The organism is Azospirillum sp. SYSU D00513, assembly GCF_017356015.1.
Classification (GTDB): domain Bacteria; phylum Pseudomonadota; class Alphaproteobacteria; order Azospirillales; family Azospirillaceae; genus Azospirillum.
Window position 1 is genome coordinate 1 of sequence record NZ_JAFIQV010000021.1, and the last position, 20722, is coordinate 20722.

The window sequence follows — 20722 nt, forward strand, 5'->3', positions numbered from 1 at the left end:
TGAAACACCTCAGCGCCAATGGTACTGCGTCTTAAGGCGTGGGAGAGTCGGTCGCCGCCAGGTCACCCGGACCCAAGGACACACAGCTCAGCAACACACAGCCACTTGCACCTGTCTTCGCTTCTCCATGCTCCCACGAAACCGAACGGCACAATCGCGGGGTGGAGCAGCCCGGTAGCTCGTCAGGCTCATAACCTGAAGGTCGCAGGTTCAAATCCTGCCCCCGCAACCAAACACGCAAAAGGCCCAGCTCCTGACGGAACTGGGCCTTTTGCATTCCGGGCTCTGCCCGCGCCTGCCGGATCGGACTCTCCGCCGAGCCGTGAGCTTTACACAAGCGTCTGACTCGCGGATAACTTTACTAAAGTCCCTTGCAGGAGGCGACCATGCCCTTTTTCTTCCGCGCCCTGTCCGGCATCTGTGCAACCGTGGGCACCGCCATCGGCATCCTGCTGGGGCCGGCCATGGCCCAGTCGCCGAGCCCGAACTACAAAGTATCCTCGACCGTCGTTCCCGGCCATTACGCCTGTCTTGAATTCCGCGGAAGCCGTCCGGTGGAGTTCGGGCAATACACGGGAACCCGCTTTTCCAACGAGTTCGACATCGTCGATGCCAGCCGATACGAATACCGCGGCTCGCGTCGGCAGCCCGGCGCCTATTCCTTTTCCGCATCGACCGGCGCGATCACCTGGACCTCTGGCCCTTTCGCACCGGACGCCGATGGTACGTCGGTGGAGGCGGTGTCGACCGTCCGGGCATCCGACGGTAGACCCGCGATCATCCTGACCTTCAAAATACCTGGCCTCGGTGAAAGCCGGGAGTTCTGCGCCCTGGTGCGTTAAGCCTTGCGGTAGGCATCGCGACAACTCCCGCCCTTTTTGGCGCGCAAGGCTCAAAAACCTCAAGCGGCACTCCCGAAGCTCCGATTCACAAGGATTTCTGTCCATTCGGGTGGTGAAAACGCCACCCTCGCCAAGATTGGGTGCCCGTCCGTGCCGGCGCCGAGCCCTGCGGAACCCGCCGAAGGCGGACAGGACGCTGCCAAGCCAAGCGGGGTCCGGCCGGGAGAGATCTACGTCACGGTATGCGAGGTCGCGCTGATGGACCGCGCGGCCCGCAACGCCCGCAGCCTGCACCGGTTCGACGGCGGCGAGCCGCTGACCATCGTCGGGCCGGACGTCGAGAAGGGATGGATCAAGGTCCGCGACGTGTTCCGGAAGGAGGGATACGTGCCCCTGGCCAGTCTCAGCAGAGAACAGCCGCTGGGCGGGCAGAAGGCGCAGGATACGCTGGCTTTTGCCACGGCCTCGCTCGGCGCGCTGCCATTGCGGCAGGGCGGGGAGCAGGACCGAAGCCGTCGGCGCAGGGGGTATCCGGCGCCAGTGGCGCGGACTCCGTCGCGGCCTCGAACGGGTCAAAAGCCGGGGATGCGTCCGGCGACGAATATGAGGACAGCGACATCGTCCGGTAGCGGCCCGTTTCAGCCCGCCGGGGCGAGCAGCCGGGTGCTGACATAGCCCGCGCGCCCTTCGTGGCTGACCGGTGCCCAGCCGTCCTGGACCGGGCCGGTCAGGGTCAGCGGGGTTCCCCGGTACAGGACGCCGAGCACCGACGACTCCGTCGTCGGGCCGGCGCGCAGGATGGCGGCGGGCACCACCACCGTCATTCCCGCCCCCGTGACGGCCGCCCTGGTGGCGGCGTTGCCGGCGGACGGACGCTGCGCGTCCCGGATCTGCGAGCCGACGGCCTGGTTCGTGATGCGCATCTGGTTGCGCAGCAGGCTGTCCGACGGCGACTGCGCCGCCAGGGGAGCGGGCAGCAGGAGGGCCGCGGCGGCGGCGGCGAGGAATGGGCGCATGGTGACGACTCCCGGCGGTTCCGGCCACGCTCATGCGCGGCCCTTCTCTTATAACGCGATCACCTGCGACGCGTTCAGTCAGCTCTTCTTCCGCTTTCCGCCCTCGGCGTTGCCTGCACCACCCTTGGCCGGCCGGCTCACGGTGAAGTCGCCGCCGCGCGAGAAGGCACTCGGGTTCTGTTCGCTTTGTCCGTGCCGCAGGGCGAGGGAGGGGACCTGCGCCGTGGCGTAGCCGAGCACTTCCCGCGCGCTGACCGTCCCGTCGCGGGGACCTGTGTCGGCGACCCCGCCAAGCCCGTTCAGGACGGCGTAGGTGAAGGCGCCGTGGCCCAGGGAAGCCAGCTCGACGGCGAGCTGTTCCTTGTCGGTCGCCGCCAGGATGTGGACGCCCGCCTGCTGGCTGAGCAGCGCCAGGGTGCGCCGGTCGGCGTCGGCCTCGAAGGCCCGCTTCACGCCGCCCGACTTGCAGGCGTCGATCAGCACCAGGATGCGCTGGGCGCCGATGCGTACGACGTTCTGGTGGAAGGTGCGGGCGCTGATGCCGTCGCTCGCGACCGCCTGCAGCACGGCCTGGCGAAAGGAGGCGCCGCTGCGCGCGTCGCCCGCGGCCGTCTCGAAAGGTAGGTTGCGGCCGAACTCCGTGGGCAGGAAGTACCAGTTGGATTCGGCATTCTCGCCGTGCCCGGCGATATACAGCACCACCACGTCCTGCGGCTGGGTGTCTTTCAGCTTCGCGAAGAGCGCGTTGATGTTGGCGCGGGTCGCCTGCCGGTCGTACAGCTCATGCAGCACCACCTTGCCGAAAGTGCCGCTGCCGTTCTGCGTGCGCGCCCAACTGGTCAGGCCGCGCGCGTCGGCGACCGCGTAGTTCAGCGTCAGGGCTGGGTTGGAATACTGGTTGATGCCGACGGCGACCACATGCAGCGTCGGCGCGGCCACTGGGGCCTGAACCGTCACCACCGTTTCGGCAGGGACGCTCTCGATGCGGTTGTCGCCCAGCGCCACCGCGCGCAACCGGTTGCTCCCCGCGACGAGGTCGACGTTGTAGGTCACTCGCCGGGAGGGCAGGTTGTTGACGGTCACGTCCTCGGTCGAGGCGACCCGGTCGGGATCGAGCGCCTTTCCGTTCGCATAGAGCAGAACCTCGGTGATGCCGCCGCCGCGGTCCGACGCGGTGACCGTCACCTGGGTCGGGCCCGGCACCGCCGCCTGGGACCCGGACGCGGCGGCGAGCTGCACCAGCGGGGGCGGCGCGATGCCGGCCGTGATCGGTGCCGCGGCGGGGGTGAGCAGGGCGCCGGGCGCCCGCAGCGTCTTGGCCAGCAGGCCCGGCTCGTAATAGGGCTGGGAGAAGTTCGTCATCTCCAGCACCTCCTGGTCGGCCTGCCAGGCGACATCGCCAAGGCCGCTGTCGGAGCCGTCGAACCGTCCGGCCGCGTCCAGCACCGTCCAGCCGCCGCGCGTCATGATGAGTTGCGCCGCGAGCGTGCCGGCCGCCGCGTCCCAGAGGCGTGCGCGGCCGTCCGAACCGGCGCCGACCACGCGGTCGCCCGCGAAAACCGTCGCGACGACCGTGCCCTCCGGGTTCTCGACCTCGGCGACCCGGCGGCCGTCGGCGCCGTTCCAGACGCCCAGCCGCTGGCCGCCGGAGGCGACGGCCAGCATTCCGTCCGGGCGCAGGGCGAGGCCGGTGACCGCGCCGCCGACGGCGCGGAAGCGGCGTTGCGCGGCCGGGGTCCCGGCCCGCCATGCCTGCACCGAGCCGGTGGCATCGCCGCCGTACAGGGTGCCGTCGGCGGTGAAGGCCAGGGCCTGCACCGCTCCCTCGCTGCCGGTCAGGCTGGCCGAGGCGCGCCCGTCCGGCACGGACCAGAGCCGCACCGTTCCGTCGGCCCCGCCGCTGGCGAGCTGCGTGCCCGTGGGTGCGAAGGCGAGCGCGTTCACCGCCCCGGCATGGCCCGTCAGGGTCGCCAGCGCCTGACCGGTGATCGTGTTCCACAGCCGCACCGTCCCGTCGGCCCCCGCCGACGCCAGCAGGGTGCCGTCTGGCGAGAAGCGCACCGAGGAGACGGCCCCGGCATGGCCGGGGAGGCGCCGCACTTCCTGTCCCGAGGCGATGTCCCACAGGATGAGGTTTCCGTCGGCGCCGGCGGTCGCCAGCCGGCGGTTCGCCTCGTCGATCGCGACAGCGCGCAGGGCGCCCGCTTGGAGGCGCTGGATCTGTCGGCCGGTTTCCAGGTCCCAGACGCGCACGCCGCCGTCGGCCGAGGCGACGGCGAGGAAGCGGCCGCCGCTTCCCGTCTCCATGATGGAGACGGGGCCCGCGGAATCGCGGATCAGCAGCCGCGGACGCAGGGCTTGGCGCACCTGGTTGGTGATCGCCTGGTTGATGATGCGCGTCTGGTTGCGGATGACCGGCGCCTGCGCCTCGGCCGGAGGGCTGAAGCCCGCCAGCACCGTGGCGGCACCGAGAGCGGTTCCGAGAAGGGCGCCGAGGCGGCGCGTGCGGCGGGAGCTTGTCATGGTTCGACTCACCTGATAGCGGCGCTGATTCCAGCCCTGGTTTCTGCGCTGGCCGGCCATTTGGGCATCATCCTACACCAAATACGGGTAGGCGTCTCCGGGTGGCGGTGAAACACGGTGTGAACATTGCGGCCGGAATCAGGGCCGGGGGTGTGGCGCGGGCAGGGCCAGGGCGGCGCGCAGCTCGGGCCAGAGGGCGGCCCAGTCGCCGCCATGGTCCACCCCCGCCACCACCCGCACCGGGGCGCCGATGCGCGCCGCGAAGGAACGCACGAGATCCGGCGGAACCACCCTGTCCTCCGCCCCTGCGAGGTGGAGCTGGGGAAGGCCGGCGAGCGCGTCCGCGGCGTCGGCTGCGTTCAGAGAACCAGCCAGCGGCGTGATCCCGTGACGCCGCGTCCAGGCCGCGTGGTCCAGGGGGGCGGCGACGGTCAGGAGCCCGTCCACGTCCGTGCGCCGCGCCGCCAGCAGGGCCGCCAGCACGCCGCCGCCGGAATAGCCGGCAAGGATCAGCCGCTCCGCCCCGCTGTCCCGTTTGGCCGCGTCGAGCGCGCGGCCGAGCGCCCCGACCACCTCCGGTGCGAAGCGGTGCGAGGTCCAATAGCGGTTGCCGCAGGCGGGCTCGACCGAGGCGCCCACATACTGGCAGGGGCGGCCCAGATAAAGGACCCGTTCCGCCGGGTCGCGCGCGGCGAGGCGGAGGGCGACGGGGTTGCGCGGCGTGGGATCGCGCGACGGCCGTTCCGGCGTCACCCAGCCATAGCCGTCGCCCTCGATGTAGGCGACGAGCGGCCCGCCGTTCCGGCCGGAACCGCCGGCCCGCAGCCAGCCGGCGAGCGTGAAGGGGGCAGCCGGATAGAGCCTAGGGACGAGCCCGGCTCCGGCCGCGATCTCCTCCGCCGTGCCGCGCCGGGCTTCCGGGCCGGCGGCGCAGCCGGCGGCCAGTGCCAGCATTCCTAGAAACGCGAACGCCCGCCAGGGCCGGAACGGGCTTTGGCGGGCGTTCATCGATGCGTTTCCCGTGCCTGGAACGTTGGGGACCCGACGGCGGCGCCGGAGCGGCCCGGCGCCGCCGGAGGTCAGAAGGTCAGGCGCGCGGAGACGCCGACCGTGGTGTCCCGCTCGTTCGCGCGCAGCGCCTGGTAGGACAGCTGGCCGGTGAGGGACAGGTTCTCCAGCGCGTCGACCCGGACACCGACCGTGCCGATGATGCCGCTGCGGTCGCCGTTCGTGGAGGTCATCGCCGCGCCCGAGGCTTCACGGGTCCGGTTGAGCAGGTCGTACTCCAGCGTCGCGCCGACGAAGGGACGGATGATGTCCGTCGCCTGGTACTCGGCCTCCGCGCCGATCCGGAACTGGCGGAGATCGTTCACGCCCGGAGACACGCTGTTGCCCGCGGAGTCGAGATAGCTGTCGCTGCGCGTGCGCGACACCGACAGGCCCGTGACGCCCCGGAAGGTCCAGGCATCCTGGACATAATAGCCGGACAGGTTGGTGCTGGCGACGAGCCGGCGGGAGTCGTAGTCGCCGGTGCTCGGCCGCCCAAGCAGGTTCTGCCGGACGTCGTTGTCGTTGTAGCCGTAGGACAGGCTGGCATCGACGGTCAGGTAGTCGTTGATGACGTAGCCGACATAGGGGGTGAAGGAATAGCCCCGGCCCGTGCGGCGGCCGTTCAGGCTCAGCAGGTCGAAGCGGCTGTGCTCGACGCCGACCGCGCCGCCGACCACGAAGTTGTCGCTGACGCGGTAGTCGGCGCCGAACAGGCCGGTGTGGTTCCGGCCGTTGAAGCGCGAACCCGAGTTGAAGTTGCGCAGGAAGGAGACGTTGCCGTCCACCCAGCCGGAGATCCGGCCGGTTCCGTCGCCCGCCGACATGCCGAAGGCGGAGGCACCCTCGGCGTTGCGCTGGCGCGCGGCCATCCGGCTGCGCAGCACGTCGCCAATGCGGCTGGTGATAGTACGGACCGTCTCGCCGACGGTGCTGCGCTCGCTCTGCTGCGTCACCTCGGAAAGGGTCGCCGCCTGGGCCTCGGCCTCGATGTCGTGGTTGTCTACGATCACCTCAACCAGTTGGACCTGACCGCCGCTAACCTCGAACACATAGCGGCCCGGCACGTCGGTGTTCGACTGCCGGATCAGGGCCGTGACGGCTTGGTCGAGGAAGCTGCCGGGCTGCCCGGACCCCGGAAGTTCGAAAGAATGGGTTCCGTCGGCGCTGGAGTAGCCGGCGCGGGCCGAGGAGCCTCCAAGGCCGGCGGCGCCGCCCGAGGCGGTGCCGGATTCCCACTGGATCTGGTTGTAGTTCAGCTGGATGTCGAAATCGCCGGCCTGCCGGTCGGAGCGGTCGACCAGGACGGCCTGGAAGGTGTTCCGCTTGTCGCCGCCGCCATAATAGGCGACCTCGTTCCAGGTGGTGACGAAGGCCGTGCGGCCGTTGACGCTGGTCTGGCCGTACTGGACGGTGCCGCCGTTGCGCGTGTCCACGTCCGCCCAGAAGGGGGCGACGATGTCACGGCCAACCGTGTTGAGGGGTGACGGTGTGTAGGTGGAGATCGCCTGATCGAAGGTGAAGTTGCCGTTGTTGTTCACATAAACGGCGCTGCGCGTGCCACCCCAGATGTTCGCCGTGAAGCCGATGGGAACCGGGGCGCTCGACCCGTCGTCGTTCGCGGGAAGCGTCCCCACGTAGTTGACGCCGGTATCGAGCACCGCGCCGGCCTGCACGCCCCCAGCCGTCATGCAGACGCCGACGGCCAGCGCGATCGAGGAGGTCTGGACCAGCCGGCTCAGGGGAAAGCGCGTCTTCATGGATACATTGACTCCGAATAGGGGTTGAGCGCCGTGCCCGCTGCGGCGCAGACCCCCGGCGTCCCAGTTCCGCCCGGGAAGGAGCAACCGCTCGGCGGATTTCGCGCGAGTATCGCCGCGGTTTGTTAACAAATTTTATCATTTTCGGGCTGCTGCCCGTCAAAGGGGAAAGCTGTATCCATACTACAACAGCGCGTGCCGCCATTCCCGAGCGCTGCCTGAGCGAGGGCGTCAGCCGTCCACGTCCTCGTTGTATTCGCTGCCCGCGTCAATGACGACCTTGACCATGAAGACCACAGGCACGAGCCGGCCGGCGCCGCCGACGGTGCCAGCGAGATTCTCAGGTCCTTGCCGAGGGGCTGAGGCCGGTTCAGCCGGAGTTAAGGGCCGGAGCGGGTTCGGCGACCACCCGCTTGGCCTCCGGCCCGGCCGCTTCCCCTCCGGCGATGGCGGCTTGCGCCGTGCGGTTCACGTTCTCGGCCATCCGGGACGTGATGAGGCGCAGGAGATAAAAGCTGATCTCCGGCTTCTGGTAGCAGAGGTGGGCCAGCTCATCCTCGGTGATCCACAGCATTTCCGCCTCCGTCTCGCAGACCACGGACATGGTGCGCAGCCGGTCGGGCGAGAACATCGCGATCTCGCCGATGAAGTCGCCGGGGGAGAGGCGATGGCCGATTTCCGGGATCGTGACGGTGCCGGAGATCACGCAATAGACCTTGTCGGCGATCTCGCCCTTGCGGAACACGGTGGTCCCGGCCTCGAACACGACCTTTTTCATGTAGGGCTTCAGCCAAGCCACGGACAAGTTGCCCTTGGCCGCCGTCCGTACCTTGCGCAGCAGCATCACAACATCGACCAGCCGGTACAGGTTCAGCGGCAGAAGGATGCAGTTCTGGATCAGGGATGGGATGATCCCATGGCTTGCGGCGTAGGCGATGCTGAAGAGGTTCGCGACCATGGCCAGCACGCGGAGCGGGATTGCGGTCTTCTGATAGCAGGACAGGAGCGTCGCCACGACGGCGGCGTAACCGACGAGTTCGGCGAGGATGCCGCCAAGATTATTGGCCGTCATGTTGGGATGCTCTGCGTTCCGGCGCGAGGTGGCGTGTTGTCTGCAGGCGAGGGCCGCCGGTCAGGCCGCGGCGCAATCTGAGCAGCGCAACATAAGCTTCACAAGCGATAATTTTACGGGGACCCCGTGTGGGATGGCGGCCGCCGCGCCTGTTCCGCCGCGCCTATTTCTCGTTGAGGGCGGTCACGCCGGTCCAGCCGGCGGCGGGCTCGCCCAGGCGGGCGGCGGCCTTGCGCCGCATCACGGCGGCGGCCGGGTCGAGAAGGGCCAGAGGCTCGAACGCGGCAGCGGCCTCGCCGAAGCGGCCGGCGCGCCAAACCGCCAGGGCCTCGGCGTAGGCCATGCGCCGCGCGCCCTCCGCCGGATCCGCCCGGCGTTCCACGGCCAGCGGCTCGTGGAGCGTCACGGGCTCGCCGCGCCCGGCCACCTGGACCGTGTCCAACTCCCGGAAGGCGGCGGCGTCGCCGTGCCGGGCGACGGTCCCCTCGCTGACCAGGACGGCGGTCCCGTAGACCTTGTTCACGCCCTCCAGCCGCGAGGCGAGGTTCACCGTGTCGCCCATGACCGTATAGTTCAGGCGGCGCGGCGAGCCGATGTTGCCGATCAGCGCCGGGCCGCTGGCGACGCCGATGCGGCAGGTCGCGCGCTCCCCGTCGCCGTAGGCGAGCAGCGTCGGGTCGGCCTCCAGGGCCGCGCGCATGGCGAGCGCGGCGTCCACCGCCGCCCGCGCGTGGTTGGCCGGGCAATAGGGGGCACCGAACACGGCCAGCACGGCGTCGCCGATGTATTTGTCCACGAAGCCGCCATGCGCCTCGACGATGTCGGTCATCGTCGTGAAATAGCGGTTCAGGATGAGGACGAGCTGCTCCGGCGGCAGCGCCTCGGACAGCGCGGTGAAGCCGGCGATGTCGCTGAACAGGATGGACAGCTCCCGCTTCTCGCCGCCGAGGCTCGGCGTCCGGCCGGACGCCAGCATTTCGTCGATCAGCCGGGCCGGCAGGTAGAGCCGGAAGGCGTTGCGGATGTGGCGCTGGTCGCGGTCGAGCACCGTGAAGCGGACGGCCAGCAGCAGGGGCAGGGGCAGCACCGCCGCGACGCCGCCCGGAAGATAGGGCAGCACGATCCCGCTCCGGAAGGACATCAGGGACGCGAGGCTCCAGGCCGCCAGCACCAGCGCCAGCCCGCCGGCCGCCGCCAGCGGCTTGAGCGAGAGGGTCAGCGCCGCAGCTGCCAGAGCCAGCCCCAGCAGGAGGGCCGCGGCCAGCGCCGGCCCCGCCTCGTCCAGCGCGTTCCCCGCCATCAGGTTCGACACGGCGGCGGCGTGCAGATAGACACCGGGAACGCTGTCGCGCCGGTGGTCCTCGTGCAGGCCGGCCATCACCGGCAGGCGGCAGCGTTCGGGCTGGTTGGTCCCCTCGGGCTTGGTGACCCAGCGGTTGGAGGAGAGCTTGCGGTCCTCCACGTCCAGCACGGTGCCGACCAGCACGGCCTTGCCCCTGAAATGCCGCTCGAAATAGGCGCTGTCGCCCGCCTCGGCGCAGGCGTGCAGGTCGGCGAGCGAATAGGTCGGAATCGCGCCGGCGACCGTCGGGTGGTTGATCAGCATGCGGTTGGAGGCGCTGCCCGGGATGGCGTAGCCGGCGAGGCTGGCACCGCCGGGGCCGCGTTCCAGCGGCGCGCCCAGCGCGCGGGCGGCGATCTCCACGGCCAGCCCCGGCTCCTGCCATGGCGCGCCGTCGGGGCCGGCGGCGGTCAGGGTCAGCGGCACGCGGCGCAGCACGCCGTCGGGATCCTCCACGAGATTGACCGAACGGATGTTGGCCGCCCCGCCGGCGGCCAGGGCGTGGCCGCGGTAGGGCACGAGAGGCTCGGTCTGGTGCTGCACCTTGGCGAGCACGAGGCTGCCGGCCTTGCCGCCGCGGCGGAGTGCGAGAAGGTAATCGCGCTCGAATCCGGGGACCAGCGTCTCCACCGAGGTCGGGTGGATCACGTCCATGCCGACCACCTTGGCGCCGCCGTCGAACAGCGCGTTCAGCACGGTGCCGAGGCGCGGGGTCCACATGGCCTGGGGCGTGCCGGCGAAGGGCGGGCGGCGGTAGGTTTCCTCGTCGATGCCGACCACCACCACCGGGGATGGCTGGGGTCCCGGCGCCGGCCCGTAGGATGCGTCGCGCAGCCAGTAGAGCGTGTCGATGGACGGTCCCTGCAGCTCCCCGCGCGCTGTCCAGGCCAGCAGCGCGCACAGCACGGCGCCGGCAAGCCCGACGAGCAGCAGGCGGCGGGCGCGGGGCGTCATGGGCCGTGGCGTCTTAGCGTCAGAAGCGGATCAGGCGGCCGAGCGCCGGCCCGCCCTCGTCCTTGGCCTCCGGCGCGATCCGGATCAGCTGCGACCGGGCACCAGCCGTGACCCTGTAGGTGGCGCCGGCGGTCAGCGCCGGCCCGCCCTGCGCTCCACCTTGGGCCCCACCTTGGGCCCCACCTTGGGCCATGTCCAGCGTCCGGGCCTGCGCCTCGACCGTCAGCGTCTCCGCCGGCTGGTCGATCCGCTCGAAGGTGACCGGACCGGGGGTCGCCAGGATGAGGATCGGCCGGGTCTTGTAGAGGGTCTGGGCCGCGGGCTCCGCGGCACCGAGCACGGACCGGTACACGGTTACCCCGGCCTTGCCGGCCTCGTTCGCGGCGAGGATCAGCGGCTCGCCGTCGCAGGGCATGGAGCCGCGCTCCACCTTGCCGTTCACGACCTTGGATTCCCGGCTGCCGATGATGACCGTGCCGCCGGTGATGGTCTCCGTGACGCAGGAGGCCAGATAGCTCACGGACATGGTCTGCCCGTCCTCGAGCTTGAAGGTCCGGCCGGTCTGAAGATAGTCCATCGCCTGGATGCCGGGCACGGTGCCCGTCACATCCTCGACGAGCGCCGCGGGCTGGGAGGCCCAGGCCGTCCCGGCCGACAGGAGGGCAGCGGTTGCGAGGAGGATGCGTGTCGCCGCGGGCATCGGAGTTCCCCAGGATCTCTGGTTTGGTCGCGTGAAGGTCAGGGGCGCGCGGGAAACGGATGCCAGTCGCGCGGGCCCGTGAGCTAAAGAAGCTGCGGCAATCTTAACATTGAATTAATGCCTCGGGAGCCTGGCGGGCGGCCCCGCCGGTCCGGCGGGCTCCCCCCAGGAGTTTTGGCGATCCCATGCATTTGATGTATATTGCGCACCATCGGGTTTACTCCAGAAAGTACGCTCCATGACCGGTCGCCGCCTGCTCGGCCTCGCCGTCCTCGCCCTCGGCCTGCTCGCCGAGGCCACGGTGCCGGCCCATGCCTTCCGCCTCGTTCCCATCGAGATGCAGTTCGAACCGGCGGGCCGTGGCGCCACCCAGATCTTCCGGCTGGAGAACGACACCGCCGAGCCGGTCGCGGTCGAGCTGACGATGATGAGCCGGCGCATGAACGAGCGGGGGGAGGATCAGCTGGAGGACGCCTCGGACCGTTTCGTGGTCTATCCGGAGCAGGTGGTCCTTCAGGCCAACCAGAGCCAGTCCGTCCGTGTCCAGTGGATCGGCCCGGCCACGCCCGAGCGCGAGCTGGCCTTCCGGCTGGTGGCGGAGCAGCTCCCCGTCGATCTCGGCCGCGCGCCGCCGAAGGGTGGGCAGGTGCGCCTGCTGGTGCGCTATGTGGGCTCGGTCTACATCACCCCGCCGGGCGCCAAGCCGGACCTCGCCGTGACCGCGCTGGCGCCGGAGGGCAAGCAGCTCGCCGTGACTGTCGCCAACCGGGGCACCGCCCGCCAGATCCTGCGCGACCCCACGCTGACCATCCAGGCGGGCGGCAAGCCGGTGCAGGTCCGCGGCGCCGGCCTCGCCGGCCTGACGGGGGAAAACCTGCTGGCCGGCGCCACCCGCCGCTTCCTGATCCCGATGCCGGCCGGACTGGCGAAGGGTCCGCTCAGCGGCTCGCTGGCCGTCACCGATCCCTGACCGCCGGCAGCCGATCCCGTGCCCGCCGGACGGCCGCATCCCTCCTTCCTGCTGGCGGCGCTCCTCGCGGCGCTGACCCTGCCCCTTGCCGGGACGGACGGGGCGCGGGCGCAGGCTCCCGCTCCTGCCCCTCCGGCCAAATCGTCGGAGGACATCTTCCGCGAGGTTTTCGGGGGCAAGAGGAAGGCGGCCCCGGCGGTGCGGGAGCTGGAGGTGCCGCTGACCGTCGGCGGGCGGGACGCCGGGACCGTGCCGGCCCGCGTCGCCGGCGACCCCGCGCAGACCCGCGTCGCGGCGGCCCCGCTGCTCGCCGCGCTGGAACCGCTGGTCCGGCCCGATGCGCTGGAGCGGCTGCGGGGCCTGCCGCCGGAAGACGGCGGCTTCCTCGCCCTGCCGGAGCTGTCCGGGGACGGCATGGCCTTCGCCTTCGACCCTGCCGAGATTCTGGTGTCGGTCACGCTTGATCCCGCGCTCCGCCGCGCGGTGGAGCTGGACCTGCGCGGCGGCCTGCGCCCGCCGTCCGGAAACGCGGTGGTCGAGCCGGCGGCCGTCAGCGCCTTCACCAACATCGGCGTCAACGAGGAATGGTCGATCCTGTCGGACGGGCGCACCGGCGGGCGGGTGCCGTTGGGCATCGCCTTCTCCCACGGGGTCAACCTCGGCGGGCTGGTGCTGGAAGGGGCCAGCTTCTACGACGAGGACGGGGCGGATCGCTGGCAGCGCGGCAACCTGCGCCTGACGAAGGACTGGGTGGATGCCCGCCTGCGGGCCAGCGCCGGCGACCTCGTCTATCCGGCGACGGGCTTCCAGTCCGGCCAGCAGGTCGGCGGATTCCTGATCGCCCGCAACTTCCAGCTCCAGCCCTACGCGCTCTACCAGCCCACGGGCCAGCAGGAGTTCATCCTGAACGAGCCTTCCACGGTCGAGGTGGCGGTCAACGGCCGGCCGACGCGCAGCTACCGGCTGCCCGTGGGGTCCTACAATCTGCGGAACTTCCCCGGCACGCTCGGCACCAACGACGTCACCCTGCGCATCACCGACGCCTTTGGGCGGACCCAGACCATTTCCGTCCCCTATTTCTTCGACAATCAGCTGCTGGCCGAGGGAATTCACGAGTTCGCCTATGCCGGCGGGCTGCCGACGCGGATCGAGGAGGGGACTTATCACTATGAGCGCGGCCGGCCGAGCGTCTCGGGAAGCCACCGCGTCGGCATCACCGACCGGCTGACGCTCGGCTTCAACGCGCAGGCCGACCGCACCCAGCGGCTGTTCGGCGGCGAGCTGCTGTTCGCCACGGCGCTCGGCACCATCGCCGTGGAGCCGGCGGTGAGCAGCGGGCATGGGCTGAAGAGCGACAGCGCGGTGCGGGTCAGCTACCGCGACTTCTCGATGGGCGACAGCTACTGGAAACAGCGCAGCGTCACCGCCTCCGCGACATGGCGCGGTGCCGGCTTCGCCCCATTCGGCGTCGCCGAGCCGCGCAACCCGGTGAGGCTGGACCTCGCGCTGCGCGTCAGCCAGCCCGTGAACGAATGGCTCACCACCAGCCTCGGCGGCCGCCACCAGTTCTCCCGCGACCCGGAAGGGGGGGACGCCTCCAACCTGGAGCTTCTGCTGCGCAGCCGCCTGTCGCGCTCGCTCGCCCTCGACCTGTCGGTGGAGCACAACCGCGACGCCGACGGGCGGCGGGAGGTCGCCGGCTTCGCCAGCCTGCGCTACAGCTTCGACGGCTTCCGCCAGAGCGTCGGGGCCAGCGCCGACACGTCGGCCGGAGAGCGCCGGCTGGACTGGCGCTACCGCGACCTGGGCATCGTCAACACGGTCGATGCGGGCGTGCAGCTCACGCGGGACGAGGATGGCGAGCGCGCGGAGGGCGACGCCACCTTCGTGCACCAGCGCTTCATCGCCACGGCCCGCAGCAGCTATCTCAGCCGGCTGGAGGATGCGGAATCCGCGTTCGGGCGGCGCAGCTACGACCGGCGCACCGCGCTGGGATTCTCCACCGGGCTGGTCTTCGCCGACGGGCATGTCGGCGTGACGCGCCCGGTGAACGACTCCTTCGCCATCGTGTCCGCCCACCCGCGGCTCGATGGCAAGGCCGTCACCGTCGATCCCTTCGAGGAGCGCTACACGGCCCGCACCGATTTCCTGGGCGCTCCGGTGCTGCCGGACCTTACCGCCTACCGGCAGCAGGCGCTGCTGCTCGACGTGCCGGACGCGCCGGTCAACCATGACCTCGGCAACGACCGGCCGGTGATGGCGCCGACATACCGCAGCGGCACGGTCGTCCCGATCGGCACTGACACCACCGCCGGACTGTCCGGGGTCCTCAAGGATGGGGAGGGGGCGCCGCTGGCGCTCCAGTCCGGGGTGCTCCGGCCGCTGTCCGGCGGCGGCGAGATCCTGTTCTTTTCCAACCGCCAGGGCCGTTTCCGGATCGAGGGGGTGCGGCCGGGCGGCTGGACGCTCACCGTCTTCGGCCTGGAGGACCGGCCCGTCGCCATCACCGTTCCGCCGGAGGCGGACGCGCTCATCGATCTTGGAGAGGTCCGGCCATGAGGCTTCCATTCGCCACCCTGCTTTGGGTTGCCCTGCTCGCGCCGGTTCTGGCAGCCGGGAGCGCCGAGGCCTGCCGGCTGGATCTGCGCAGCGTGGATGACATCCGCTTTTCCGGCCGCTACGACCCCTTCGCGGGGAGCCAGCCGCCGCGTTCCATGATTTTCCAGGTCCGGAACAAGGACAAGGACCGCTGCAGCTTCGGCGTCGGCATCGACCGGGGCCAGAACGGAAATCGGCGCATGCAGGGTGGGGGCTTCCTGGCCTACGAGGTGGTCGGCCCGGACAACCGGCCCGCCGCCGACGCGCCCTCAGGGCCGGGCAACGGCCTGCTCGCCGGCACGGTCGGCGATGACGACGCCGTGGTCACGGTGTGGGCGGCCATCGCCGCCGGGCAGCTCGTCGAGCCCGGCCGCTACCGCGACCGGCTGACGGTCAGCCTGTACGAGCTGTCCGGCGGGCAACCGGGCCAGCTGCACGACCGGCAGACCATCGAGGTGGAGGCGGAGGTCGGCTCCGCGATGCAGAGCAAGCTGATCGTCGGCGGGGCGAGGGGCGAGCTGGACGGACGCGTCGCCACGCTCGATTTCGGGGAGATGCGGACCGGCGATTCCCTGTCCTTCGGGGTGGAGGTCGCCGGCAACACCCCTTACGCCGTGCGGCTGGAATCGGAGAACGGCGGCGCCTTCGCCGGCGTGGACGCGAACAACCGCGAGGGGCGCATCGGCTACAGCCTGTCCATGGACGGGGCTGTCCTGCCGCTCGGCGGCCCGGTGAGCATGACGGGGGGCGGCTCCTCGGGCGCGGGGGGATCGCACGAGCACCATTTCGAGGTCCGGGTCGGCGACACCTCACGCGCGCTCGCCGGCCGCTACGCCGACAGCCTCACCGTCACCGTGTCTGCCCGATAGACGCACCCGAGGATAAGGAAACCCGCATGGCGCACGCGCGTTCAATCGTTCCGGTGGCCCTTCCGGCGGCCGGTGCCGTGCTGACGGCGCTTGCCGCCGCCGCCCTGGCCGGTCCGGGGGGCAGCGGCCAGATCCAGCTGCGCGCGCAGGTGCCAGCGCTGTGCAGCGTCGCCGTCGCCGACCTCGGCGTGGCGCTCGACCTCGCCCGGCCGCTGGAACGCGTGGCCGTCGCCACGGTGGAGGAGCGCTGCAACGCGGCGGGCGGCTACAAGGTCTCGGTCAGCACCCGCAACGGCGGCGAGCTGCGTTCCGGTGAGGGAAGCGCCGTTCCCTACCGCCTCGAGTATGACGGAGCGTCGCCGCGCGAGGGCGGCCTGGTCGCCACCCGCGCCGCTTCGCCGCTGCCGCAAAGCCGCGAACTTTCGGTTTCGACGGCACCGCGGCCCGGCACACCGGCGGGCAGCTACATGGACACGGTTACCGTCACAATCTCCGGCGAATAGGCGCCGCCGCGAAACCCCTGAAGGTGTCCCGGCACATCCTGCGCCACCCCGACGGATCTTTCCGGGTACCGGGACGAAATTGCCGGGTGACGGCGCGAGCGGGTACAGCGGGCCGGGCCGGCGGCGAAGGCGGCAACCTCATGATATTCTTGTGATTTTTTGGGGAGCCGCGGTTTTTTTCGCGGTTGGCACCGGTCTTGCGATTGGTCCTGGCAGAAAACGGCAACTGTCAGAACCAAGGGAACCGCGAACATGACCGCTTCCATCGCCCTCCGCGCCGCCTCCGTCTCCGCCGCCCTCCTGCTGGCCGCCTACGCCGTGCCCGTCCAGGCCGCCGGGGCAACCGGCACGTTGCGGCTGAAGGGGAACGTCACGCAGGTTTGCACGGTCGAGGTGAGGGACATGGGCACCGACCTCAACCTCGTGAACGGCTCGAACACGGTGCCGGTGGGCGAGGTCACGGAGAACTGCAACAGCGGCACCGGCTACACCATCACCCTGACCTCGCAGAACCAGGGCAAGCTCACCAACGGCGTCGGCACCCAGGTCTCCTACACCGTGAATTACGACGGCGCGACCGGCGGCGCCCACGGACTCCAGGTAAACCGCGACGGCGCCCGGTTCGACAAGAAGTCCACCCTGGCCGTGAACGTCAACGGCAACGCCCAGGCCATCGCCGGCAACTACACCGACACCGTCACCATCACCATCGCAGCCAAGTGATCCATTCGGTCGGCGGGCTGACAGGCCCCCGGCCACCGGCAAGGCAACGGCGCCCCAGGCGCCCTCACGCCCGGAGGAAGCCGATGGCCTATTACAGCTCCCATTCCGAGACCGCGGCGCCGGGCGCGCGGCGGCCTTTCCTCAGCTTGCCGCGGCTGGTCTGCGGATTCCTGGCCCTGTTCGTCCTGCTGGAGACGGCGCACGCCGGCGGCTGGCTGGAGGTGCCCGACGGCCCCCATGTCTGCCTGGAGCGCCCGACCAAGGCCCAGGTCGAGGCCACCATCGCGCGGCTCGGCCACGCGCGCCAGGTCGAAAGCGTGGAGATGGGGGCGGAATGCCCCTTCGCGACCTACGCCGCCGTCCAGCCCATGCGCTGGATCTGGGAGTGAGCATTTCCTTGGGGGCCGGCGCGCATCACTCCGCCAGATGGCCCAAGGGCAGGGCGGTGCGGTAGCGCACCTGTTTCAGCGCGAAGCTCGACCGGATGCCTGCGACGCCGGGGATGCGGGTCAGATGCTCCTTCAGGAAGCGCTCGTAGGTGGCGAGGTCCGGCACCACGACCCGCAGCAGATAGTCCGAATCCCCGGTCATCAGGTAGCATTCCAGCACCTCCGGCCATTGCATGACCGCGGCCTCGAAGGCGCCGAGCCGCTCCTCCACCTGCCGTTCCAGCGAGACGCTGACGAAGATGTTCACCGGCAACTCGACCGAGGCCGGATCGACCAGCGCCACGCAGCGGGTGATCACCCCGGCCTCCTCCAGTGCCTTGACGCGCCGCAGGCAGGGGGACGGCGACAGGCCGACGCGCTCCGCCAGCTCGTTGTTCGGGATGCGGCCGTCCTCCTGGAGGAGGGCGAGGATCTTGCGGTCGATGCGGTCGAGCTTGATTCTTGGCATGGGATGCTGATTCCGGCCCTGGATTGGCATCCGATGCTAATCCAGGGGGTACCGACAACGCCACTTCGCAAACTCATGCCGCGTCACAAATGATAGGCTTCTCCAACGATTGAAGCCTGTCCTTGGAAGGGATGACGCCATGGCCGCGACCGCATCGAACCACGCCGACCTCGCCTGCCTGCGCGAGCTGGAGCGCAAGGTTCTCTGGCTCGCCTCCTGGACCATCCACAACGCCAACCACGTCCGCGAGAACCTGGACGGGCTGAAGATCGGCGGGCACCAGGCCTCCTCGGCGTCGCTGGCGACGATCATGACGGCGCTCTACTTCGCCGTGCTGCGGCCGGAGGACCGGGTGGCCGTGAAGCCCCACGCCAGCCCGAACTTCCACGCCATCCAGTATCTGCTGGGCAACCAGACGCGGGAGAAGCTGGAGAACTTTCGCGGCTACAAGGGCGCCCAGTCCTACCCGTCGCGCACAAAGGACATCGACGACGTGGATTTCTCCACCGGCTCGGTCGGGCTGGGGGTGGCGCAGACCCTCTTCGCCTCGCTGGTGCAGGACTACCTGAAGGCCAAGGGCTGGGCGAAGGACCTGCCCGAGGGGCGCATGGTCTCGCTGGTCGGCGACGCCGAGATGGACGAGGGCAACATCTTCGAGGCCCTGCAGGAGGGCTGGAAGCACGGGCTGCGCAACACCTGGTGGATCGTCGACTACAACCGGCAGAGCCTGGACGCGGTCATCCGCGAAGGGCTGTGGGAGCGGCTGGAGAACATCTTCCGCGCCTTCGGCTGGGACGTGGTGATCCTGAAATACGGCACGCTGATGCAGGAGGCCTTCCGGGAGCCGGGCGGCGAGCGGCTGCGGGAATGGATCGACGGCTGCCCGAACCAGCTCTATTCGGCGCTGACCTATCAGGCGGCGGCGCAGGGCGGGGCGGTCTGGCGCCGCCGGCTGCTGGACGATCTCGGCGACCAGGGACCCGTCACCCGCCTGATCGATAGCCGCAGCGACGAGGAGCTGGCCGCCCTGATGGGCAACCTCGGCGGCCACGACCTGCCGTCGCTGCTCGACGCCTTCGAGGCCGCGCGCCGGCACGACCGGCCGGTCTGCTTCATCGCCTACACGGTCAAGGGTTTCGGCCTGCCACTGGCCGGGCACAAGGACAACCATTCCGGCCTGCTGACGCCCGCCCAGATGGAGGGCTTCCGGGCCGCCAACGGCATCCGCCCCGGCCATGAGTGGGACCGGTTCGAGGGGCTGTCCCTGGATCCCGCGGCCCTGGAGGGCTTCCTGAAGCGGGTGCCCTTCGCCCAGAAGGGCCGGCGGCGTTACGAGGCCCCCGCCGTCGCGGTCCCGGCCGCCCTGCCGGTGCCGGCGCAGAAGAGCCTGTCCACCCAGGCCGCCTTCGGCCTGATCCTGAACGAGCTGGGACGGGAACGGTCGGACCTCGCCGCTCGGATCGTGACCACGGCGCCGGACGTCACCGTCTCCACCAACCTCGGCGCCTGGGTGAACCGGCGCGGCCTCTTCGCCAAGAGCGAGGCCGCCGACCTCTTCAAGAAGGAGCGGATCCCCTCGACCTACGCCTGGGAGTTCTCGGCCAAGGGCCAGCACCTGGAGCTGGGAATCGCGGAGTCCAACCTGTTCATCCTGCTGTCGGCGCTGGGCCTGTCGCATTCCCTGTTCGGGGAACGGCTGCTGCCCATCGGCACCGTCTACGACCCCTTCATCATGCGCGGCGCCGACCAGCTCAACTACGCCTGCTACCAGGACGCCCGCTTCCTGCTGGTCGCCACCCCGTCGGGCGTGACCCTGGCGCCGGAAGGCGGGGCGCACCAGTCCATCGCCACGCCGCTGGTCGGCATGGCCCAGGACGGGCTGGCCTATTTCGAGCCGGCCTTCGCCGACGAGCTGGCCGTGATCATGCGCTGGGCCTTCGACTACATGCAGCGCGACGGCGAGGGGCAGCCGGGCGAGCGCAACTGGCTGCGCGACGAGACCGGCGGCTCGGTCTATCTGCGCCTGTCCTCGCGCGCGCTGGAGCAGCCCAGCCGGACCATGGACGCGGACCTCGCCCGCGACGTGGTGGACGGTGCCTACTGGCTGCGTCCGCCGGGGCCGAACGCCCAGGTCGTCGTCGCCTACACCGGCGCCGTCGCGCCCGAGGCCATCGAGGCGGTGGGCATGCTGGGCGAGGACCGGCGCGACGTCGGGCTGCTCGCCATCACCTCCGCCGACCGGCTCCAGGCCGGCTGGAGCGCCGCCCAGCGGGCGCGCGAGCGCGGCATGACCCACGCCCGCTCCCACATCGAACGGCTGCTGGCCGCCGTGCCCTCCCACTGCGCGCTCGTCACCGTGCTGGACGGCCACCCGGCGACGCTCGGCTGGCTCGGCTCGGTCGAGGGGCACCGCACGCGGGCGCTGGGCGTCGAGCATTTCGGCCAGACCGGCACCATCGCCGACCTGTACCGCCATTTCGGCATCGACGCCCAGGGCATCGCCCGCGCCGCCGAAGCCCTGTCGCCGGGCCGCCCGGTGCGGCACCTGAAGGCGGTTTGAGGGGGAGGGACTTTCCTCCTCTTCAATGCATAAATCATAGGGAAAATAGCGACTTAGCCGTCACCCCCGCGAAAGCGCAAAGGCGCTAACTTTTGCATGTCGGCCCCTTTTGCCGAAACCTGCAACCTCCCTCCTCGTCATTCCCGCGAAAGCGGGAATCCAGTCCGTCCCGTAGCGAACCCTTTGGAAACTCTGGATCCCCGCGTCCGCGGGGATGACGGTGGAAGGTGGTCGGAACCTTGCTTTGGTCGAACAACCCTCAAAGTTAGCGCCTATGCGCGAAAGCGGGGATCCAGGGTTTCCAACGGTTCCGCTTTGGGAGGAACTGGATCCCCGCTTTCGCGGG

17 protein-coding genes and 1 tRNA gene are annotated in these 20722 nt (G+C 70.3%); 10 read left to right on the forward strand and 8 right to left on the reverse strand.

The features are described from left to right. Positions 1–155: 155 nt before the first annotated feature. The 3 genes from JUB11_RS16395 (at position 156) to JUB11_RS16405 (ending at position 1517) form a co-directional block, all read left to right on the forward strand. Positions 156–232: transfer RNA gene (locus tag JUB11_RS16395), tRNA-Met, on the forward strand. A 154-nt stretch (positions 233–386) separates the two neighbouring features. Beyond that, positions 387–842, forward strand: a complete 456-nt coding sequence (locus JUB11_RS16400; protein WP_207459648.1) for a hypothetical protein — start codon at positions 387–389, stop codon at positions 840–842. A 150-nt stretch (positions 843–992) separates the two neighbouring features. After that, complete coding sequence (locus JUB11_RS16405; protein WP_207459649.1) at positions 993–1517, forward strand: SH3 domain-containing protein; 525 nt, start codon at positions 993–995, stop codon at positions 1515–1517. Here JUB11_RS16405 and JUB11_RS16410 read toward each other — a convergent pair. The 7 genes from JUB11_RS16410 to JUB11_RS16440 form a co-directional block, all read right to left on the reverse strand. Then, entirely contained in the window at positions 1481–1858 is a 378-nt protein-coding gene (locus JUB11_RS16410; protein ID WP_207459650.1) for an SH3 domain-containing protein, read from the reverse strand. The genes JUB11_RS16405 and JUB11_RS16410 overlap by 37 nt on opposite strands. Positions 1859–1936: 78 nt before the next feature. Further along, positions 1937–4381, reverse strand: coding sequence for a caspase family protein (locus JUB11_RS16415; protein ID WP_207459651.1), 2445 nt, complete (start codon positions 4379–4381; stop codon positions 1937–1939). Positions 4382–4519: 138 nt separating this feature from the next. After that, positions 4520–5389, reverse strand: coding sequence for an alpha/beta hydrolase (locus JUB11_RS16420; protein WP_207459652.1), 870 nt, complete (start codon positions 5387–5389; stop codon positions 4520–4522). A 71-nt stretch (positions 5390–5460) separates the two neighbouring features. Beyond that, entirely contained in the window at positions 5461–7188 is a 1728-nt protein-coding gene (locus JUB11_RS16425) for a nidogen-like domain-containing protein (RefSeq protein ID WP_207459653.1), read from the reverse strand. A gap of 370 nt (positions 7189–7558) precedes the next feature. Beyond that, positions 7559–8260, reverse strand: coding sequence for a cyclic nucleotide-binding domain-containing protein (locus JUB11_RS16430; protein ID WP_207459654.1), 702 nt, complete (start codon positions 8258–8260; stop codon positions 7559–7561). Between the two features lie 163 nt (positions 8261–8423). Then, on the reverse strand, positions 8424–10556 hold the full coding sequence (locus JUB11_RS33205) for an adenylate/guanylate cyclase domain-containing protein (protein WP_207459655.1): 2133 nt from the start codon (positions 10554–10556) through the stop codon (positions 8424–8426). A 19-nt stretch (positions 10557–10575) separates the two neighbouring features. After that, positions 10576–11256 (reverse strand): hypothetical protein, encoded by a 681-nt coding sequence (locus tag JUB11_RS16440; RefSeq protein ID WP_207459656.1) that lies wholly within the window; start codon positions 11254–11256, stop codon positions 10576–10578. Positions 11257–11494: 238 nt separating this feature from the next. Here JUB11_RS16440 and JUB11_RS16445 point away from each other — a divergent pair, with 238 nt between their 5' ends. From JUB11_RS16445 to JUB11_RS16470, 6 genes are all read left to right on the forward strand, one after another. Beyond that, complete coding sequence (locus JUB11_RS16445) at positions 11495–12226, forward strand: fimbria/pilus periplasmic chaperone (protein ID WP_207459657.1); 732 nt, start codon at positions 11495–11497, stop codon at positions 12224–12226. A gap of 18 nt (positions 12227–12244) precedes the next feature. Continuing rightward, positions 12245–14785: a fimbria/pilus outer membrane usher protein gene (locus JUB11_RS16450; protein ID WP_207459658.1), complete on the forward strand. Its 2541-nt coding sequence runs from the start codon at positions 12245–12247 to the stop codon at positions 14783–14785. Continuing rightward, the gene (locus tag JUB11_RS16455; protein WP_207459659.1) at positions 14782–15693 is read left to right on the forward strand and encodes a spore coat protein U domain-containing protein; all 912 of its coding nucleotides are present in this window, start codon (positions 14782–14784) and stop codon (positions 15691–15693) included. The genes JUB11_RS16450 and JUB11_RS16455 overlap by 4 nt, the downstream gene beginning before the upstream one ends. A 26-nt stretch (positions 15694–15719) precedes the next feature. Next, positions 15720–16196, forward strand: coding sequence for a hypothetical protein (locus tag JUB11_RS16460; RefSeq protein ID WP_207459660.1), 477 nt, complete (start codon positions 15720–15722; stop codon positions 16194–16196). Positions 16197–16448: 252 nt separating this feature from the next. Continuing rightward, positions 16449–16919, forward strand: coding sequence for a spore coat protein U domain-containing protein (locus tag JUB11_RS16465; RefSeq protein ID WP_207459661.1), 471 nt, complete (start codon positions 16449–16451; stop codon positions 16917–16919). An 83-nt stretch (positions 16920–17002) separates the two neighbouring features. Then, the gene (locus JUB11_RS16470) at positions 17003–17308 is read left to right on the forward strand and encodes a hypothetical protein (protein WP_207459662.1); all 306 of its coding nucleotides are present in this window, start codon (positions 17003–17005) and stop codon (positions 17306–17308) included. Between the two features lie 25 nt (positions 17309–17333). On the opposite strand, the gene JUB11_RS16475 is transcribed toward JUB11_RS16470, so the two are convergent. Continuing rightward, positions 17334–17816: an Lrp/AsnC family transcriptional regulator gene (locus JUB11_RS16475; RefSeq protein WP_207459663.1), complete on the reverse strand. Its 483-nt coding sequence runs from the start codon at positions 17814–17816 to the stop codon at positions 17334–17336. Positions 17817–17955: 139 nt separating this feature from the next. Between JUB11_RS16475 and JUB11_RS16480 the strand changes: the two genes are divergently transcribed. Next, a complete protein-coding gene (locus tag JUB11_RS16480) occupies positions 17956–20376 on the forward strand; it encodes a transketolase (RefSeq protein WP_207459664.1) in 2421 nt (806 codons plus the stop codon). Positions 20377–20722: the final 346 nt, after the last annotated feature.

Coding starts and splice junctions, on each gene's coding strand:
- JUB11_RS16470 (WP_207459662.1), top strand. CDS start 17,003: ATGGCCTATTACAGCTCCCATTCCGAGACCGCGGCGCCGGGCGCGCGG.
- JUB11_RS16455 (WP_207459659.1), top strand. CDS start 14,782: ATGAGGCTTCCATTCGCCACCCTGCTTTGGGTTGCCCTGCTCGCGCCG.
- JUB11_RS33205 (WP_207459655.1), bottom strand. CDS start 10,556: ATGACGCCCCGCGCCCGCCGCCTGCTGCTCGTCGGGCTTGCCGGCGCC.
- JUB11_RS16400 (WP_207459648.1), top strand. CDS start 387: ATGCCCTTTTTCTTCCGCGCCCTGTCCGGCATCTGTGCAACCGTGGGC.
- JUB11_RS16445 (WP_207459657.1), top strand. CDS start 11,495: ATGACCGGTCGCCGCCTGCTCGGCCTCGCCGTCCTCGCCCTCGGCCTG.
- JUB11_RS16415 (WP_207459651.1), bottom strand. CDS start 4,381: ATGACAAGCTCCCGCCGCACGCGCCGCCTCGGCGCCCTTCTCGGAACC.
- JUB11_RS16475 (WP_207459663.1), bottom strand. CDS start 17,816: ATGCCAAGAATCAAGCTCGACCGCATCGACCGCAAGATCCTCGCCCTC.
- JUB11_RS16465 (WP_207459661.1), top strand. CDS start 16,449: ATGACCGCTTCCATCGCCCTCCGCGCCGCCTCCGTCTCCGCCGCCCTC.
- JUB11_RS16480 (WP_207459664.1), top strand. CDS start 17,956: ATGGCCGCGACCGCATCGAACCACGCCGACCTCGCCTGCCTGCGCGAG.
- JUB11_RS16440 (WP_207459656.1), bottom strand. CDS start 11,256: ATGCCCGCGGCGACACGCATCCTCCTCGCAACCGCTGCCCTCCTGTCG.
- JUB11_RS16410 (WP_207459650.1), bottom strand. CDS start 1,858: ATGCGCCCATTCCTCGCCGCCGCCGCCGCGGCCCTCCTGCTGCCCGCT.
- JUB11_RS16460 (WP_207459660.1), top strand. CDS start 15,720: ATGGCGCACGCGCGTTCAATCGTTCCGGTGGCCCTTCCGGCGGCCGGT.
- JUB11_RS16420 (WP_207459652.1), bottom strand. CDS start 5,389: ATGAACGCCCGCCAAAGCCCGTTCCGGCCCTGGCGGGCGTTCGCGTTT.
- JUB11_RS16430 (WP_207459654.1), bottom strand. CDS start 8,260: ATGACGGCCAATAATCTTGGCGGCATCCTCGCCGAACTCGTCGGTTAC.
- JUB11_RS16425 (WP_207459653.1), bottom strand. CDS start 7,188: ATGAAGACGCGCTTTCCCCTGAGCCGGCTGGTCCAGACCTCCTCGATC.